Below are 18461 nucleotides of genomic sequence, written 5' to 3'. Positions count from 1 at the left end.
AAAAATTCAGGGCGCGCTCTGTGTTAAAAATTCTGTTTTGCTCGTTAAAGCTTTATTGGGATATACCCGCTGCTATTAGGCGCGCCAAACAAGCGAGCTGCTTGGTGTACTTCGTTGGGCAAGCTATCGTCGGGTTTAAATTTACCGCTAACGCGGATATTTTTCATATTGGTAGGAATAACCGCGTCCATGGATAAGCTTAACAAGTTAGGCTCACTTACCATGATGCCAATATCTTTCCCTTCGCAACGAAGTTTCGCTGAGTAAGTACCGAAATCAATGGGCCCTTGGGTTCCCGCAACCGTCGCGTTTAACCAATCTCCTGTACCATCTAGCGACTCGCACGCAGGGCCGAATGTTAAATCATTTAACGAGACTTTAAAGCGTCCGCCTGCATTAACAGGTAAGGGTAGACGAACTTGTGCAAGTACTCTATCTACAGGCAGGTAGAGCGTAAAGTTCTCGGTATTGATTGTATCTTGACTGAAAAGCCCTGTGGTAACAGGCCCTTCAAACGCGATGTCGTTTTTATCGCGAATATTACCTGCTTTTAGGTCTAGCTTAACCTTACCTAATAACATGTGAAGTGGGCTGAGTTCCCACTTCAGGTTGTTAACCGGCAAGCCGTTCACCACTAGGGTCTGTGCTTTACCAGAAAATAAAGTGCCACTTACTCCGCTTACCGAGACATTATTCGGCAGTGTTACACGACCAATAACCTGCACTGCGGGCATATAAGCAATAGCAAACAATAGGAAGGCAAGAATTCCGCCTATGATCCAACTAACTTTCGACTTCATGCTTTACCTAACTGTAGTCGGCGAATTTTGATATAGCCTGGCGCATCCGCTTCAGCTATATCGGCTTGAAGAATAACTACGCCCATGTTTTCCATGGCTTTGAGCCATTCTAGCACCGCATTAAATGGCGCTTGGTCTACCCATACCTGCAGTTCATCACCTTGAGGCTGCATACGGGAAATAGCAATATCATGCTGGGCAGTGGTTCGGTTCACCGCTTGCGGTAACGACCCCGAAAACGCCCGCTTGTTGCCCGTGCTACGACGTAATTGTTGAGCGCGTGCACCGCTGTCTTTTACCCAAACTAGAAGCGACTGCTGGTTATCAAGCAGTTGTTTTTGTTTGTCTAGCGCAGCATTGAGTGGCGACCATACTGCAAAATAAAACAGTGCTATCACTACCATCACTGCAGAAATGAGCACTAATTTTTGTTCCCGTTCAGTGAGGGCTTTGTATTTTTCTAAAAGCGCATTCACAACGTACTCCTTACTGAAACTGTACCCACAACGCCATTGTCACGATTATTAATCGCACCCTGTTCAACCACAAAACCCGCGTTTTCAGCGCTGCGTTTAAACTGTTCTAAGGCTTCAAAGTTTTTGCCCTGCGCCTGAATACGAATTTCTGTGCGGGTAGCGTCAAAGCGCAATGTTTGTGGCTTAACGTCGGTGGCTGAAAAAGCCGGTGCAAGCTGATCTAACATAATAAGCATGGAAGCATCCCCACCGCCCTGCTCTAACTTGGCAAGCTCGCTTTGTAGCTTTAACCGTACGTTGCGATAGGTACCAATGTTGGGAAAGCCGGCTTTAACTGCGCTACTTATTTCACTGCTAAGTGCTTGGTTTTGCGATTTTAGCTGATAAAGAGTAACGCCTTTATCTACTAAGCTGGTACACAGTGCAAGTACAGCGAGTACAGCGGCTACACGCCACTGACTTAGCACACCGCTGCGCTTACGTTTAATCTTGTACTCACCTTGGCACAAGTTAAAGCTGCTTTGCATGGCCTCTTTAGCCAATACTTGCATGGGCAATTCAAGTGGGGCCTGTGCTTCTTCAATATTTGGCAGACTGCTTAAATCGATACCTGCGTAATTCGTAATGGTCACAGGCGCTTCTTGCTGCGCAGTGAAGTGCACTAATGTAGGAAGCAACCAGGTTTGTTCACCTTGAACCCCTTTAAATTCGTCCTGGCGAACCAGTAGCTGCTCACCTAAGGTCAGTACCGACCAGCCGTTTTCGGTTACTGGAACCGCTAGAACGTCAGGAATAAGGGTGTCGCAAAATAACTCTGCTTCGCTTAGCCAGGCTTGCCACTGCTCCATTTTTTCATGGCTAACCACAGCGACAGCTTGTTTGTCCCCGCGCTTAGGGCCAATGGCGAAAAACTGCTGGCTAATGTCGGTAGCCAATTCGTCTTCTAGCATAAATGGAATAGCTGAGATAATTTTACGCCCAGCTTTAGGCGGTAGCTCTACCCATTTAAGCAATATCTCGCTGCTTGGTGCTAGAGCGATAACGCTTCGCTGACCAGCGCGCTCAGTGAGCGTAGATAAGTCTTCTGCACTAGTTAATTCGCCAGAAGCAATGATCTCGTCTTCAGATTTTGAATAAACGAGCCAGCTTATCGGGTCTGTGTAGTTGGCGCCTAAACGCACCAATAATTGTTCCATTAATAGGTTCCCCCAAACTCGCGATTCACAATGCTAACGCCACTATCGGCGCTTGCATGAAACACGGTGGAAAGCTTAAAGGTTGCTTTGTTGTATTGTGTTTTTGTATGCAACATGAAATATTCAGTTTTAACTGAAAACCAATCTTGTCGAGAGCTTGTTAGGTTAAGCGCTTGAATAGACGGCTCATTTAAAAATGCATCCGTATCATCCCACCCGTTTTGCGGGCGGCTGCTGAGTAAACTCGCAGCTTGCTGAATATCAAGCCCCGTTAGGCCTGCTAGTAATGGTGCATCTTCTTCTTCTAACGTATTAACGTTTATTTTCAATTCACTGTAATCTGGGATCACGCAAACCAAAGGCATTAAATCGTCTAGCCACGCAGGCGATACTCCGTTAATAATACGCAATTCGCTTTTCGATGCCAGTGGTCCGTTGGCTGCAAGATATGGAAACTCTCTTGACTCATACTCGCTGTCTTCTGCGCCATAGGGGCGCATGCTGTCATCTTCATCAACCCAGTCTGCTAAGCTGTCGCGCAGTGTATCGGCGGTAAAATTGTCTAACCCGTCAACGTTTAGCGATAGCAGCATGGTGTGAAAAGCTTCCATAGCTTCGGTGGTATTGCTTGACGCACTGTTTGCGTTATTCGAAGCACTACCCGATGCTATTGCGTTAAGATTAAAGCAAGCTTGAAGGTCTTCCAAATTAGCCGTTAAACCACCGTTTTCTAACGGATAGCTAAATTCTTGTGCCCAAGGTTGGTCAATAGAAATAGTATCTGGGCTTTCCTCTATCAGCGACTGAATTGACTTACGTGCAAAAGCTTCGGCGCCCATGGCGTACCAATAAGCCTGATTATTGTCTTTTAAATTCATGGTGCGCTGCACTTGTAGCTGCAATCGCGTACCCATTTCTGTAGCCAGCACGGCCACTAATGCCACAATCATAAGTACAATCATAAGTGCCACACCCTTTTGTTTAGCTGGTGGGCTAGACAGCTGGGGCATACACGTCTCTGTCTTGGCGCGCGTATGGTTTTTTAAAAGGCGTCTTCTTGTGTTTGGCATTATGATGATTCACCCGTAGTTAAGGTGAATTCCCTTCGAATTTTGCCAAAGTCTTTACTTACAAACTCTATGGCGACAGCCCGCGGTAACGCCGCGCCTTTGTAGCTTTCACTCCACGAGATATCTTCGTCATCATCCAACGAACTGCTGTTCGATGTGGCGAGAAACTCAATTTTTAAACTTTCTATGTCTTCTAGCAGCACTCGTACTTTCGGCTCGTAGCCAATAACATTATCCACGTAATTACTGTAAAGTCGCTCAAGCTTGTTCTCTTGAAGCCTGTAGGCAACAAACTGCAAAGTACTTCTCGGCAGCATTAATTGCGGGTTGTGCCAACCGCCTCTTACAAAACCAATACCGTCATCATCGCTGTCGTCGGTTTCTCCACCTGCCATGACCACATCTTGCTTTTCTCCGTTTACACGAGAAGCGCGAGGCACAGCTTGTTGAAGATCTCGTTCAATCGTGATCATGGCCCGCTGTAGCAATTGGAGCTTAGCAAAACGCTCTTCAGAAATATCATTGCTGTCGATAACTGTGGTAAGTAAGCCCGTTGATGCCAGCCCGATAAGGGTAAATATGGCCATGGCAATCAGTATTTCTATAAGCGTAAATCCGCGCTGCATACTAGTTCCCTGCCGTTGGCTTAGCCACAAAAGTGGTAACCGATGTCACTGAACTTTCGTAGCTTTCATCTTCGCCTACCGAAACGGTAACTGCACGTAAGTCGTTATCGTTGGTTTTCGCGACGGTTTGTTGCCAGTACCAAGTGCGGTCAGCCATCTCCATGGTGCCTTTTAAATTATTTTTGGGCGGCCAGGTGGTATCAAGCTGAAGCTGGTTTAACCGATTACTTGCCACCCAATTGGCAAAAGTAACAGACTCTATTTGGCCGACGCTAGATAAGTGCTCGCCAGCGGCTTTAAGCACTGCGGTGCCAGTTAGTGCGAAAATAAGCAGTGCCACCATAACTTCGAGTAGGGTTAAACCACGTTGATTATGGGGTTGGTTAAACGTGCTGCTTTTACCAGAAGAATTTACAGAGCTTGTTCTCATACAAGGTGCTTTTAGAGTGGGCGCGTTCATAATGGACGCTCCAGGGGACCTTCAAGCACTAAAGGCGGTAAGTCTTGGTTTTGTAAGCTGTAATAGACAGGATCGTCGCCGTCATCGCCCTCATAATTAAACGATAGGGTAAAAGGTGTTATTTCGCCGCTCGACATAATCAGCACTTGAGGCGGAGGCAGCTTTTTCTCTTCTTCGTTACCTATTTCAACCCCTTCATCAGAAACACTTAAATTCTCGTCGAACAGCTCCCTGTCAAAGAGCCTGTCTTCAACGTCCCATGGTAAGTCGTCTAAATTTAAAGTGAAGGTAAAAGGTTCAGGTAGCGTGTAAGGTTCGTAGGTCTTTTCGCCCTCGATACGCTGCCACTCATCATCGTCGTCTAGGTAAACGAAATAGTATTCGTTTTTTTCGGCTTCAAAGCGTACGCCCAGCTGCTGTTGATTTAACACCGCAAAATCGCTGGCCATATCAATAATCACCTGCAGGCGTTGGGCTTGGGTTTTTAATAGGTCTGACTTACTTGCTCCGAAGGCGTTAAACATAACGTAACCCGCCGCCAAGCCCATAAGCAGCAGTACCAGCATGACTTCTAATAAGGTAAAGCCTGCTTTATAAGCCGATGTACTGCCGCGGTAGCGCATATAGGTTAGTTCAAGTATTCGTTGATGTTCCAGTTACCAATGTCGTCATCAGTACCCGGCTCACCGTCTGGACCATTAGAGAAGATATCCACCACACCAAGCTCTCCTGGACTAATTAACGCATATGGATTGCCCCATGGGTCTTCAGGTAGACGCTTAATAAAGCCGCCTTCTGGGTAGTTGCGTGGGATTGGGTCGATAGTCGGCGCTGTTACTAGCGCGTCCAGACCTTGTTCAGTGGTAGGGAAGCGGTTGTTGCGTAACTTGTACATTTCCAGCGCACTTTCCATTTGCTGAATGTCTACCGCGGCCTTTTTAAGCTGTGCTTCTTCTTGATTACCCAAAATTTGTGGTGCAACCATTGAGGCCATAATACCGATGATTAGAAGTACGACCATGACTTCAATCAAACTGAAACCAGAACTGCGATTAAGTGTTTTCATTAAATATTCACCATGTTGTTCAATGCTAAAATTGGTTGCAATATTGCCATAACGATAAACAGGACAATACCTGCCATAGATACAATAAGTAAGGGTTCAAATACCTTAAGTGAGACACCAATAAGCGCTTCAAATTCCCTATCTTGATTATCTGCGGCGCGAGCTAGCATTTGCTGTAGCTCACCCGATTTTTCACCTGACGCAATCATGTGCATCATCATTGGTGGAAACATTTTCGTGTTATCTAGCGCGGCGCGCAAGCTGGAGCCTTCTTTAACGTTGACTGCCGCATCGGCTACTTGATTTTTAATATGCTGGTTTTCCAGTACATCGCCTGAAATACGCATAGCTTCAAGTAGTGGCACTGCACTGGCACTTAATATACTTAAGGTACGAGCAAATCGGGCCGTATTTAAGCCTCTAGAAACTTTGCCTATTAAAGGCAGGGTTAAAAGTGCTCTGTGATAGCGCAGCTTCATGTGCTTTTGCTGCAGTACGCGCTGAATAATAACAATAAGTACGCCTATGCCAATTAGCATAAATAAACCGTAGTTCTGAAGCCATGTACTTACAGAAATAAGAAACTGTGTGATGCCCGGCAGGTCTTGCCCCATGTGGTCAAACTGGCCAACAATTTTTGGCACTACCACGGTTAAAAGCAATAAGACGATACCCATTGCAAAGAACAGCATTAACGATGGGTAAATCATCGCTTGAGTAATTTGGCTGCGAGTTTGCTGCCTGCGCTCTGTGTAGTCGGCCAATCGGTTAAGCACGGTATCAAGGTGCCCTGATTTTTCACCTGCTGCGACCATCGCGCGGTATAGCTCATCAAAAACGCTGGGAAACTGTGCAAGCGCGTCGGCAAGGCCGTGACCTTCTACCACTTTACTGCGTACCGCCATCATCATGTTCTTCTGACGGGGTTTTTCACACTGTTCGGCGACGGCGAGTAGCGCTTCTTCAACAGGAAGTGCTGATTCTACAAGCGTTGCCATTTGGCGTGTAAGAAGCGCTAGATCCGATGCTGAAATACGTGGTTTAAACAGTGAAAAAGAAAGTCCTTTGCCTTCGTTTTGTGACCGCTCTGCAACTTGCTCCACTTCTAACGGGATTAAGCCTTTTTCACGCAGCTGTTGGCGTACCTGACGTGCGTTATCGCCTTCAAGTACCCCATTTGTATTTTTACCGCGGGCATTAACCGCTTTATAAGCGAATGCCGCCATTTAGTCTTCCCTCGTTACTCGAAGCACTTCTTCAAGAGAAGTTTCTCCAGCTAGCACCTTGCTGCAGCCGTCTTCACGGATGCTCGGGGTCGAGGTTCTGATATAACGCTCAATGGCTTGTTCGCCCACACCTTCGTGCATCATTTCACGTACTTTTTCATCAACTAGCAACAGCTCGTGAATGCCGGTACGGCCACGGTAACCAGTTTGATTACACGCTGCGCAGCCGTGCGGCTTATAGATGGTGGTGTCGCTCGTCGCACTCTGCCCTAGTACTTCAAGCTCAGAAGCGTCTGGCGCATGTGGCTTTTTGCAATCCGGGCAAAGGGTACGTACCAGTCGCTGTGAAAGTACGGCCAATAAGCTCGACGACAGCAAAAATGGCTCAATACCCATGTCTTCTAAACGGGTAATGGCGCCTGCTGCAGTATTGGTATGCAGTGTAGACAGTACCAAGTGTCCGGTTAAACTCGCTTGAACGGCAATTTGCGCGGTTTCGATGTCGCGAATCTCACCTACCATGACTACATCAGGGTCTTGACGCAAAATAGCGCGAAGCCCGCGGGCAAAGGTCATATCAACGCGGGGGTTCACCTGTGTTTGACCGATACCTGGAAGATCAAATTCGATAGGGTCTTCAACCGTTAAAATGTTTCTGTCTCGCGAGTTTATTTCAGTTAATCCTGCATACAGTGTGGTACTTTTACCAGAGCCTGTTGGGCCGGTAACCAAAATAATGCCGTGGGGCTTTCTGATAAGAGAAGAAAAATGGTTTCGGTTTTGAAGCGTCATGCCCAAATCTTCTAGATTCAGGCGAGCATTGTTTTTATCAAGTAAACGCAGCACCACACGTTCGCCATGACTCGATGGCATAGTAGAAACACGAACATCTACAGCGCGACCGGCGATGCGAAGCGTAATACGACCATCCTGAGGCACACGTTTTTCGGCGATGTCTAACTTCGCCATAACTTTAATACGCGATACCAACATGGATGAAAGCTTGCGATTAGGACGCAAAATTTCGCGCAATACGCCATCTACGCGAAAACGAACAACAAGCTGGTTTTCAAAGGTTTCTATGTGTATATCCGACGCACCCTCTTTTATCGCTTCGCCTAACATGGCGTTGATAAGCTTGATGATAGGTGCATCATCTTCACTGTCTAACAGGTCTTCAGTGTCAGGCAAGTCTTCGGCAAGGGCGAACAAGTCGCTTTCGTTGCCAAGGTCTTCCATTAGCTGTTTAGCTGCAGAACTATCGCGCTGAAACGCACTCGTTAATAGGTTTTCAAACTCGTCAGCAGGGATAGTTTTAGGTACAAACGGTTCCCCATAAAAGCGCCTAACTTCGGCAAATACGTCAAATGGCGTATTCTCTGTAAAATACAGTACAGCTGGTGTCTCGTTGGTTTCAAGCAGCACCTGATTGCGCTTTGCAAAACTAAACGATAACTGCTTGGGGCCAGCCTCTTCTTCGGGTAAACCGGCCTCTTCACCCATGGCTTCTAGGGCTTCTTCTTGCGCCTCTAGTGCTTGAGTAAGTTGTTCATCCGCCATACTACTCGTTACCTTCTTTTTGCTTCTCTTTCTCTGAAAGGTACTCTTCAAATGAAGGTGGTAGGGCTAGTGCATCGTTCCACTCAGGCATGCTTGGCGTTTCAGCCGATGGCATTAAAGATACGCCCTCTTGCTGACGCTTAAGCTGTAGCGCTCGAATATAGTTATATTTACGGTGACTGATTGAATTCATAGTAGCGCCATCACGCACAATCGTAGGCTTTAAAAACACCATTAGATTACGCTTACGTTTACTGGTCGACGTGGTTTTGAAAAGGTGACCAAGAATAGGGATATCGCCTAAAAGCGGCACTTTAGACACACTTTCTTGTACGTCTTCATCAATCAATCCACCTAGTACGATAGTGCCGCCATCATCAACAATAACTGTGGTTTTAATTTCACGCTTGTTAATTGAAATATCTACCGAGGTTGCGCCGCTTACGCTCGACACTTCTTGTTCAATAAGTAATTGAACTGCATCGCCCTCGTTAATCTGCGGCGTTACTTTAAGTTTGATACCCACTTCTTGACGGTCAACCGTTTGGAACGGGTTAGAGTTGTTCGCGCCTGTTGTAGTACCGGTAATAATCGGTACTTCCTGACCTACAATGAAAAACGCTTCTTCATTGTCCATAGTGGTAAGGTGAGGTGTGGCAAGAATATTAGAATTGGTATCAGTGCTTACCGCTTGGACAACTGCGCCCCAGCCATTTTCGATAACACCGGCAATCAATCCATTAGCACCACCTAAAAGGCTGGCTAATGAAGTATAGTCGCCTTCATCGGTGGTAGTCACAGTTACCACTTCACCGTCGTCGGTAACATAGGCTTCAGTGTCTGTATCATCTTCTGCTTGCTTAAGGGCTACGGCTAATGAACCTACAGGAACCACACCGTTACTAAATTGCGTGCCGCCACCTTGTTCTGAAACCCATTGTACACCTAGCGTTGTGCCATCGCCTTCAAACACTTCAACAATGATAGCTTCAACTTGTACCTGAGCACGGCGAATATCTAGCTGTCGCACCACTTCCTCAAGCGAGCGCATCATATCCGGCTCTGCGGTGATTACGATGGCGTTAGAATCTTCATGTGCGTCAATACTGATTTCGCGGTTTGAACTCGCTCGACGTGACGTGGTGCCGCTGCCTTGCTCTTCTGCTTGAATACTGGCCGATACGCCTTGAAGTACCTTAACTAAATCTTCTGCTTTTGCGTAGTTAAGGAACAATACGCGAGTGTTGCCGTTAGACTCAAGTTCTTGGTCCATGCGCTGAATAAGGTTAATAAGACGCTGACGTGCTTTAACATCGCCACTTACGATAACTGAGTTTGTTCTATCGTCAGCTACTACGCGAGGCTCAGACTTTGCACCAGTATTCGCTTTGCCTTGAGACTTATTAATGCTTTCGATAATACGCACCATTTCAGATGCTGACGCATAACGCAGTTTTACGATTTCGACTTCTTCATCGCCCGCGCGGTCTACGCGTTCAATAATTTCCACAAGACGATTTACTACCGCAGCGCGGCCTGTCAGCATCATAACGTTTGATGGGTCGTGACTTACCACGTTACCGCCACCTGCTTGGTCATTAAGCTGTCGTAAAATGGGCGCAAGCTCTCGCACTGGCACGTTGTATACCGGCACTACGCGGGTGATAAACTCATCGCCGTCTTGTTGCGCGCCTTCTACTACTGGAATATTTGAGGTTTTCGCGTCTTTAGAGCGTACAACTTTTAAAATACCGCTTGGCATTTCAACTACAGCAAAGTCATACACTTGAAGTACGTTTAGGAAAAACTGATAGTACTGATCTTCATTAAGCATGTCGTAACTGCGTACGCTAATTTTGCCGCGTACGTTTGGGTCGACGATAATGGTGCGCTCAAGATTTTTGCCAACAATATTGATGAATTCATTGATGTCAGTATCTTTGAAATTAGGCATGTATTCAGCGGCAGTCACCGAGAAACACAGAAGCGCCGTACACATAGCTGTGCCTAAGCGAGATAATAGTTTATGGCTAGTGCGCCTTTTCATTCTAACTTCCTTCATTTCCTAACATGTCGATGGCTGAATTGCTTGCACAGTTACTGTGCTGACCTCTACACAAACGTTTACCAGTAAAAAACGAGCCGTTACCGTTTTAGTTGTTGTTACGCCTCGGGTAAATCTAAGTAGAGTGTGGTTAAACTGCCATCTCGAATAATCGTTAATTCTATATTTTGTGCATTGCGTAGCTCAGACAGTGCCTCTTGCGATTGTTGCAAGTCGGTAAGATCTAGCCCGTTAATTTGGGTAATAACATCGCCAGCCTGAAGCCCGGCCGATTTGAATAACTCAGGCTCTTTCCCAGGACTAACTTGATAACCAATAAGTTGGCCTTCCTCGGTTTTCGGCGATATTGAAATAAAATCTGTAAAGCTAGCAGGTCGTTCACGAAGTGCCGCGGTTGCTTCTAATGCTTCTTCGCTTAACTGTGATTTATCTTCTTCCTGCTTTGGTGCTGGGCGTTGTCGGGCCTGCGTTTCACGGCGACGATTAGCTTCGTCGTAGTCAATGCCGTCTAGCATCAGGGTTTCGTTTCTTACCCCGTTTTTAATAATGACGCGATCGTTATACACTTTCTGCAGCGTGGCATTCGTGCCTTCAATTTTGTCGCCTAACCCATACACCGCCTGGCTTCCACGGTTTTCGATGATGGCCGTGCCAGCTTCTTGTTCTGAACTTGCTACTACACCCGTTAAAGTTAGATTCAAACGCGTTTCCGGGGCGTCGGTCACTTCGGCAACGGGTTCAGCAGGTTTAGCTGCTGCATTACCAAATAAATTCAGCTGTTGTATTTTCGCTATGTTGACCCCACTTTTGCCTGATGACGATGAAATAACCGGAGCTCGGCTTACTGTGGGTGTCGCAGATAGTTGAGGTTCAGGTATAATTCGCCACACGAGTTTGGCAGCAAATGCAATTAAATACAGGCTAAGCAGAACCACTACTATGGTATGTAGCTGTTTTTGATGCTGGCTTAGATAAACAACCAGAGATTGTGGATTGGGTTTATTGAATGTCATGCTGCCACTAATGGTACTGCTTTATTATAATATAGTGAATTTTTGGTTAACCGCGCTTTAGCAAACCCATAATAGCCTAGTAAAGGTGAGGGTCAAACACTAAAGCCGCACCATTACGAAATTATTACATGAGCCAATCGGAAAGTAACAATACACCACAAAATGTTAGGCTGGACAAGTGGCTATGGGCTGCAAGGTTCTTTAAGACTCGCGCCATCGCTAGAGACATGGTGCAGTCGGGAAAGGTCCAGTACAACGGGCAACGAGCCAAACCTGGTAAGCATGTAGAGCTTGGTGCCATGATTAAAGTTCCCGCGGGATGGGATATTCGTGAAATAAAGGTGCTAGGCTTAAGTGATAAGCGTTTAAGTGCGCCTTTAGCGCAGGCGCTTTTTGAAGAAACGGCTGAAAGTGTAACAAAACGTGAAGAAAACCAAGCCGCTCGAAAAATGAGCGCGTTTCACAGTCCTAAACCAGATCATAGACCTGATAAAAAGCAGCGACGACAGATTATTAAATTTAAGCAGCAATAGTGTGCTGCTCAACAGGATCATTTATGAGCGATTTCGATAAATTACACCGCTTCCTATTTACTCAAGCTAACGTTCGTGGCGAGTTAGTTCGCTTAGATGAAAGCTTAAAAAACATAGTGCACAGCTATGAATACCCAGTGCAAATTCAAACCTTGCTAAGTGAAATGGCAGCGGCGACGTCACTTTTAACGGCAACGCTTAAATTTAAGGGTGAAATTTCACTGCAAATTCAAAGTAAAGGGCCGGTAAGTTACGCGGTATTAAATGCCACACATGAGCAAACGCTTCGCGGTGTGGCGCGCTGGGATGAAACACTGGAAACGCTGCCAGATACCTTTTCTGAGCTATTGTCGCAGGCCGTGTTGGTTATTACGATTACACCAGATGAAGGTGAGCGTTATCAAGGTGTAGTAGCTTTGGATAAACCGTCTCTTGCTGAATGCATTGAAGGTTACTTTGCACAGTCAGAACAGCTCGCAACCAGTGTTCATCTGATGACAGACATGAGCGACCCTAAAAACGCGAAAGCGTCGGGCGTGTTATTGCAAGTACTACCTATCGATGCAAGCGCAACTGACGTGTCGCAGGCCAATGAGTTTGCTCATATCTCTAAACTTACCGAAACACTAACTAAAGAAGAGATGTTCTCTTTGCCAGTTGAAGACATTTTATATCGTCTTTATCATCAAGAAGACGTGGAAATGTACCCAGCAAAAGACGTATCGTTTGCGTGTTCTTGCTCGAAAGAGCGCAGTGCAGAAGCACTTCGTCATGTAGAGAAATCTGAACTTCACGCAATTATTGCGGAAGAAGGCGCGATCAAAATGAACTGTCAGTACTGCCATGCAGAATACCGCTTTGACAGTATAGACGTTGAAGCTATTCACAGCGGCAACTTCGACGTATCCGCTTCGAGTCAGTAGCTATTTGGGTCAATGAATGGTTTTAGGCGTTAGCCACATAGCGAATCATGACTCCCAATACGGTTACTATAGAGAAAAGCACTTCTAATGGAGTGCTTTTTTTGCATTAGATGGATCCAGGAATAATTAACATACTTCACTTGTGGCTAAAAAATGCCCAGTAGTAAGTGTTTAAGTTTTCAACGACCTGTTATCGTCTCGTCTTATTGAGTTTATTGTAATTTTTCACTTCAGCTTTCAAAAAAAACACACGCTTTTTATTTTGAAATTCATCGATCATATAAGCTTCGCTACCCATAATTTCTGCATTTATATTTAGGGAAAACGTTTTTATTGTAATTAATTTACAATATTTATGAAATTGCAGTATTTTGAATAGTGATTATATCCCGTATAAATGCGTCTAAGCCCTTATTTACTTTACACTTGAAGAGGTGATACTTTTTTGAAAGTGCTTTTGAAAAATTACATATAGGGTAACAGCCATGACCGCAGCAGCCTCAATTCAAACGGAACTGAAAGTAACGCCACTTATCGACCTGCCAAATGCAGAGCTTATCGAACGCGCCGTATTGCGCGGCGAAGGTGTATTAGACAAAAACGGTGCGCTTGTCGTTGAAACCGGCAAACGTACGGGCCGCTCTCCAAACGATAGATTTATCGTTAAAGAGCCAACAACAGAGAACGACATCGATTGGGGCAAAGTTAACAAGCCTTTTGACGCTGACAAATTCGATGCACTGTGGGATAGAGTAGAAGCTTACCTGTCTACCCAAGAACACTTTCTTTCACACCTGCAAGTGGGCTCTGACCCTGAACATGCTTTATCTCTTGAAGTAAGAACGCAAACAGCTTGGCAGCACGTTTTTGCCCGTAACCTTTTTATCATCCCTGAGCAGTGGAATGTTAAAGGTGACCAGCCATGGCAAATTTTAAACGTACCTGGCTTCACTTGCGATCCAGAGCGCGACGGTACAAACAGCGATGGTACGGTTATCATCAACTTCGCTAAAAAGCGTGTGTTGATTGCAGGCATGCGTTACGCAGGTGAAATGAAAAAAGCCATGTTCTCAGTACAAAACTTCCTGCTTCCAGCAAAAGATGTGCTACCTATGCACTGTTCTGCCAATGTGGGTGAAGAAGGCGATGTTACTCTGTTCTTTGGCCTTTCAGGCACAGGCAAAACTACGCTTTCAGCCGATCCTAAACGCTTCTTGATTGGTGACGACGAGCACGGCTGGGCACCAGGTAGCGTATTTAATATTGAAGGCGGTTGCTACGCTAAATGTATCGACCTATCTCAAAAGAACGAGCCAGTCATTTGGAATGCTATCAAGTTTGGTACCATCCTAGAAAACGTAGTGCTTGATGAAACGCGCACGCCAGATTATACAGATACATCGCTAACCCAAAACTCACGTGCGGCTTACCCGCTTTCGCACATTGAAAAGCGCGTTGCTGAGAACCGTGGTGGCGAACCTCGCTCAGTCGTATTTTTGACCTGTGATGTAAGTGGTGTATTGCCTCCTGTTTCAGTACTAAGTGAAGAAGCTGCGGCATATCACTTCCTTAGCGGTTACACAGCGAAAGTCGGCTCTACTGAAATTGGCTCTACTAGCGATATTGAATCAACCTTCTCAACTTGTTTTGGTGCGCCTTTCTTCCCACGTCCAGCAGGTGTTTACGCAGAACTACTTATTAAGCGTGTAAAAGCGTTTGGCGCTAAAGTTTACTTGGTTAATACCGGTTGGACAGGGGGCCCTTACGGCACAGGTAGCCGTTTTGATATCCCTACTACGCGCGCCATCATTGATGCGATTGTATCGGGCAATCTGGCTGATGTGGAAACTCAGCACATTGACGCGTTAAACCTAGATGTGCCAGTGGCAATAGACGGTGTAGACAGCAATTTGCTTGTGCCTCAGAACACGTGGGCTGACAAAGAGAAGTACAACGAATACGCCGCTAACTTAGTTAACGACTTTAAACAGAACTTTGAAAAATACGACGTTAGCGACGCTATCGTTAAAGCCGGGCCGGGTAACTAATACTCGGTTCGCCCCTTCCCAACGTTCATCACACTCAACGTGATTGATGTTTTGCCCGCACCGTGTTGCGGGCTTTTTTATGCGGATTGGTATTATTAGGCTTTCGAGAACTAGCTGCTTTAATGGCACCTTTAATATTAGAGCATTGAGTTAAACCAATTTGTGGATACTGGAGTAAAGTTGATGTCGGCCTTGTACTGAAAAAGTTCGCTGTCCATATGACTATCTCTTATCCAGTATTTTCGTTTATCGATAGAGATAAGCCTTAGGGTGTAAGGCACGCCAAATGGATCTAGAGGAGCAGTTTCGATAAGTAGCGAAGTATCAAAAATACGAATCTCTCTTTGTTTGTTGTTTGGTGGGGGAGTTAATTTGTTTTGAGCATCATAAATAACTGGGACATGTAAATACACAACACCTTGTGGGAGGTTATGTTTACTGACAACCTCAAATAACTCTTCGCGATCAAATCCCGATTGTTGGATGTCCCAACTGGAGTCAATAAATACTGTCGCTAAAGCGACGTTATTATCTCCAACATGAATAAATGCGCTAGGCTGAAATAATCTGACAAAGCAATAAAACCCAAATAAAGATGTAATGACACCAAATAACATCCATCGCATTATTCATTTCGCTCTAGATTAACCTTATTCGGAAAGGTTGGCATCGGCGCATAATCAGTTGATGGCATAACGAAGTATTCTCCCATGATTAATAGACTCCCTGTTTATACATCTTTTTATATCAGTAAGTGAGCCAAAGAGATAATCATTAATAACGCAATTGTTGTTAACAAATTTAACATTATGAATACGTATGTTTATTTAAGTTGAGCAATGCACTGGCTATCATTCACCGTACACAAGTAGGCTTTAATTAAGCGCGCATCGTTAATTAAATGTGGTTCGCCAATTAGGTGCGCTTCGCTATGAAGCATAAAGAAGGTTTTAAGCATGATAGACAGGAAACAGCGTATAGCACTTGCATGTGCTGGTTTGGCATTTTTCTCGGTAAATACACTAGCCGAAGTTCAAACAGCGACACTCGAAAAAGCAACGCTAAATATTGATACGGATACCAATGACTTCACGATAAGCGCGTTGCACGATAGTGGCTTTCAAGTAACGTATCTTACTGATGATAATGGCACGCCTTACGCAAATCTACCGTCTATGGCGCTTCCCGAGCCCGCGTTGACTGATGTTACAAACAAAACAGTTAATGGTGTAGAGCTAGTTGAAACTGCGACAACCCTAACCTTAAAGCTCAACAATATTGCAGCGCATGTTGATAAGGCGACGCACGCTATCAGCTATTCTGTTAACGGCAAAATCGTCGCGAAAGAACAAGGCGGACTAAGTATTTCCAGTAAAGGCGTCAGCCTGTCGTTTGCGTTAGATGAAAACGAAAAACTCTATGGTGGCGGCCAGCGGGTATTGGGTATGGATCGTCGTGGTCATAGCATGCCGCTATATAACAAAGCACACTATGGTTACACCACCTCTTCAAATCAGATGTACTTTGGCTTGTCGGCCGTGATGTCGTCAAAAAATTACAGCGTATTATTTGATAACACCGCTTCTGGCGAGCTAGATATTGGCAAAACGAACAGCGACGAGTTGCTATTTAAGGCGCAAGGCGGCCGTGCAAGCTACATCATGGTGTTGGGTGAAAATTTAGAAGATACGGTAAGGTCTACCGTTGCAGTTACGGGAAAACAGCCGCTTCCTCCACGCTGGCTATTAGGTAACTTTGCTTCTCGCTTTGGCTATAAGTCGCAGCAGCAGGTAATGGATGTTGTCGACCAATTTAACACGCAAGATATTCCTGTTGATGCTGTGGTGCTAGACCTTTACTGGTTTGGTAAAGACATAAAAGGGCACATGGGGAACTTAAGCTGGGACACTGCTACTTTCCCAGAGCCTGAGAAAATGATTAGCGAGTTACGCGCTCAAGACGTGAAAACCGTGCTTATAACGGAACCGTTTATTCTTACGACGTCAAAGCAATGGGAAAGCGCTGTTGCCAATAATGCTCTAGCACAAAATGATAATGGCACCCCGTATACCTTCGATTTCTATTTTGGCAATACCGGCCTTGTTGATGTATTCAGTGAGTCCGGCCAAAACTGGTTTTGGCAATACTATGAAAAGCTTGCTGCACAGGGTGTTGCCGGCTGGTGGGGCGACTTGGGCGAGCCTGAAGTACACCCTGATGATATACAGCACATGTGGCAGTCGAAAAAAGTAAGCGGCGCAGAAGTTCATAATGGTTATGGCCACCAGTGGGCGAAAACCGTGTATAACAATTTAACTGCACTACAGCCGGATACGCGCCCCTTTGTGCTGATGCGTTCAGGATTTTTGGGAAGTCAACGGTACGGAATGGTGCCGTGGACAGGCGATGTGAGTCGAAGCTGGGGCGGACTTAAACCTCAGGTAGAATTAGCACTTCAAATGAGTGTTTTTGGAATGGCGTATATCCATTCCGATTTAGGTGGGTTTGCTGGAGGCGAAACCTTTGATGCCGAGCTTTATACAAGATGGCTTCAGTTCGGTACTTTTTCGCCGGTATTTAGGCCTCATGCACAGGATAATATTGCCCCAGAGCCTGTTTTCCATTCCGACCCAGTGAAGTCTATTGCACGCAAGTTTATTCAGCTTCGCTACGACATGCTGCCCTACAATTATTCATTGGCGTTTGAAAATGCACTGAACGGCACACCGCTAATGCGGCCATTGGCCATGGAGTATAGTGAAAGCTCATGGTTTGAAAACGCTGACAGCTATTTATGGGGCGACGCGCTGTTGGTGTCACCCGTTACCAGCCCTGATCAGACTCAATGGCCGACAGCTCTTCCTGAAGGCGTTTGGTTCGACTTTTTCTCAAACACCAAATACCAAGGCGGGCAAACGGTAGATTACCCGTTAACTAAAGAAAACTTCCCTGTATGGGTTAAAGCAGGCAGCTTTATGCCCATGGCAAAAGGGCTTGATCGTACCGAGCAGTTTAATGCTCGCCAGCTAGAGATACATTACTGGCACGACAGCTCTGTAGCTTCATCTTCTTACACCTATTACGAAGATGACGGTAAGAACCCAGCGTCTGTTGAAAAAGGTTTGTACACGATTTTACAGCTACGCTCGTCAGTTGATGATAACGCTGAGTTAACCCTTTTGCTTAGCAGTGACGGCAGCTATATCGGTATGCCGAAGCAGCGCAACATCACCTACGTGGTGCACGGCTTTAGTCAAAAACCTTCGCGTGTTTTAGTAGATGGCCATAGCGTACCAGTAGCATGGGATGAAAAAGGGAAAACGCTTTCGCTTGCATTTAACTGCGACTATCAGCAGTCTGTTGAAGTTGTGATCATGCGATAATGTAAGTTGGGCTCAT

17 protein-coding genes are annotated in these 18461 nt (G+C 45.7%); 4 read left to right on the top strand and 13 right to left on the bottom strand.

Annotated features, from left to right (window positions below; genetic code table 11):
• Window positions 1-44: 44 nt before the first annotated feature.
• From PCAR9_RS19390 to gspC, 12 genes are all read right to left on the bottom strand, one after another.
• Complete coding sequence (locus PCAR9_RS19390) at window positions 45-800, bottom strand: type II secretion system protein N (protein ID WP_179985005.1); 756 nt, start codon at window positions 798-800, stop codon at window positions 45-47.
• The gene (locus PCAR9_RS19385; protein ID WP_179985004.1) at window positions 797-1276 is read right to left on the bottom strand and encodes a type II secretion system protein M; all 480 of its coding nucleotides are present in this window, start codon (window positions 1274-1276) and stop codon (window positions 797-799) included. The genes PCAR9_RS19390 and PCAR9_RS19385 overlap by 4 nt, the downstream gene beginning before the upstream one ends.
• On the bottom strand, window positions 1273-2472 hold the full coding sequence (gspL, locus tag PCAR9_RS19380; protein ID WP_179985003.1) for a type II secretion system protein GspL: 1200 nt from the start codon (window positions 2470-2472) through the stop codon (window positions 1273-1275). The genes PCAR9_RS19385 and gspL overlap by 4 nt, the downstream gene beginning before the upstream one ends.
• Entirely contained in the window at window positions 2472-3482 is a 1011-nt protein-coding gene (gene gspK, locus PCAR9_RS19375; RefSeq protein WP_179985002.1) for a type II secretion system minor pseudopilin GspK, read from the bottom strand. Before gspK ends, gspL begins: the two co-directional genes overlap by 1 nt.
• Window positions 3483-3541: 59 nt before the next feature.
• The gene (gene gspJ / locus PCAR9_RS19370; protein WP_179985001.1) at window positions 3542-4168 is read right to left on the bottom strand and encodes a type II secretion system minor pseudopilin GspJ; all 627 of its coding nucleotides are present in this window, start codon (window positions 4166-4168) and stop codon (window positions 3542-3544) included.
• Between the two features lies 1 nt (window position 4169).
• Window positions 4170-4598: a type II secretion system minor pseudopilin GspI gene (gene gspI / locus PCAR9_RS19365; protein WP_179985000.1), complete on the bottom strand. Its 429-nt coding sequence runs from the start codon at window positions 4596-4598 to the stop codon at window positions 4170-4172.
• Between the two features lie 26 nt (window positions 4599-4624).
• Window positions 4625-5251 (bottom strand): type II secretion system minor pseudopilin GspH, encoded by a 627-nt coding sequence (gene gspH / locus PCAR9_RS19360; protein ID WP_179984999.1) that lies wholly within the window; start codon window positions 5249-5251, stop codon window positions 4625-4627.
• A 5-nt stretch (window positions 5252-5256) separates the two neighbouring features.
• On the bottom strand, window positions 5257-5694 hold the full coding sequence (gene gspG, locus PCAR9_RS19355; protein WP_012520130.1) for a type II secretion system major pseudopilin GspG: 438 nt from the start codon (window positions 5692-5694) through the stop codon (window positions 5257-5259).
• Window positions 5694-6920: a type II secretion system inner membrane protein GspF gene (gene gspF, locus PCAR9_RS19350; protein WP_179984998.1), complete on the bottom strand. Its 1227-nt coding sequence runs from the start codon at window positions 6918-6920 to the stop codon at window positions 5694-5696. Before gspF ends, gspG begins: the two co-directional genes overlap by 1 nt.
• Window positions 6921-8480 (bottom strand): type II secretion system ATPase GspE, encoded by a 1560-nt coding sequence (gene gspE / locus PCAR9_RS19345; RefSeq protein WP_269475078.1) that lies wholly within the window; start codon window positions 8478-8480, stop codon window positions 6921-6923. It lies immediately after the preceding gene.
• Between the two features lies 1 nt (window position 8481).
• Entirely contained in the window at window positions 8482-10527 is a 2046-nt protein-coding gene (gene gspD / locus PCAR9_RS19340) for a type II secretion system secretin GspD (protein ID WP_179984997.1), read from the bottom strand.
• Window positions 10528-10643: 116 nt separating this feature from the next.
• Window positions 10644-11558, bottom strand: a complete 915-nt coding sequence (gene gspC / locus PCAR9_RS19335; RefSeq protein WP_179984996.1) for a type II secretion system protein GspC — start codon at window positions 11556-11558, stop codon at window positions 10644-10646.
• A gap of 128 nt (window positions 11559-11686) precedes the next feature.
• Between gspC and hslR the strand changes: the two genes are divergently transcribed.
• From hslR to PCAR9_RS19320, 3 genes are all read left to right on the top strand, one after another.
• Window positions 11687-12091, top strand: coding sequence for a ribosome-associated heat shock protein Hsp15 (gene hslR, locus PCAR9_RS19330; protein WP_179984995.1), 405 nt, complete (start codon window positions 11687-11689; stop codon window positions 12089-12091).
• 23 nt (window positions 12092-12114) lie between these two features.
• A complete protein-coding gene (hslO, locus tag PCAR9_RS19325) occupies window positions 12115-13014 on the top strand; it encodes an Hsp33 family molecular chaperone HslO (RefSeq protein ID WP_179984994.1) in 900 nt (299 codons plus the stop codon).
• A 485-nt stretch (window positions 13015-13499) separates the two neighbouring features.
• Window positions 13500-15062, top strand: a complete 1563-nt coding sequence (locus PCAR9_RS19320; protein ID WP_179984993.1) for a phosphoenolpyruvate carboxykinase — start codon at window positions 13500-13502, stop codon at window positions 15060-15062.
• 137 nt (window positions 15063-15199) lie between these two features.
• Here PCAR9_RS19320 and PCAR9_RS19315 read toward each other — a convergent pair whose 3' ends face one another.
• Entirely contained in the window at window positions 15200-15688 is a 489-nt protein-coding gene (locus tag PCAR9_RS19315; RefSeq protein WP_179984992.1) for a hypothetical protein, read from the bottom strand.
• A 330-nt stretch (window positions 15689-16018) separates the two neighbouring features.
• Here PCAR9_RS19315 and PCAR9_RS19310 point away from each other — a divergent pair, with 330 nt between their 5' ends.
• A complete protein-coding gene (locus tag PCAR9_RS19310; protein ID WP_179984991.1) occupies window positions 16019-18445 on the top strand; it encodes a TIM-barrel domain-containing protein in 2427 nt (808 codons plus the stop codon).
• Window positions 18446-18461: the final 16 nt, after the last annotated feature.

Source organism: Alteromonas macleodii (genome assembly GCF_903772925.1).
Lineage (GTDB): Bacteria > Pseudomonadota > Gammaproteobacteria > Enterobacterales > Alteromonadaceae > Alteromonas > Alteromonas macleodii_A.
The sequence above is the reverse complement of the archived record's forward strand: the minus strand, read 5'-3'. Positions and strand labels throughout refer to the sequence as shown.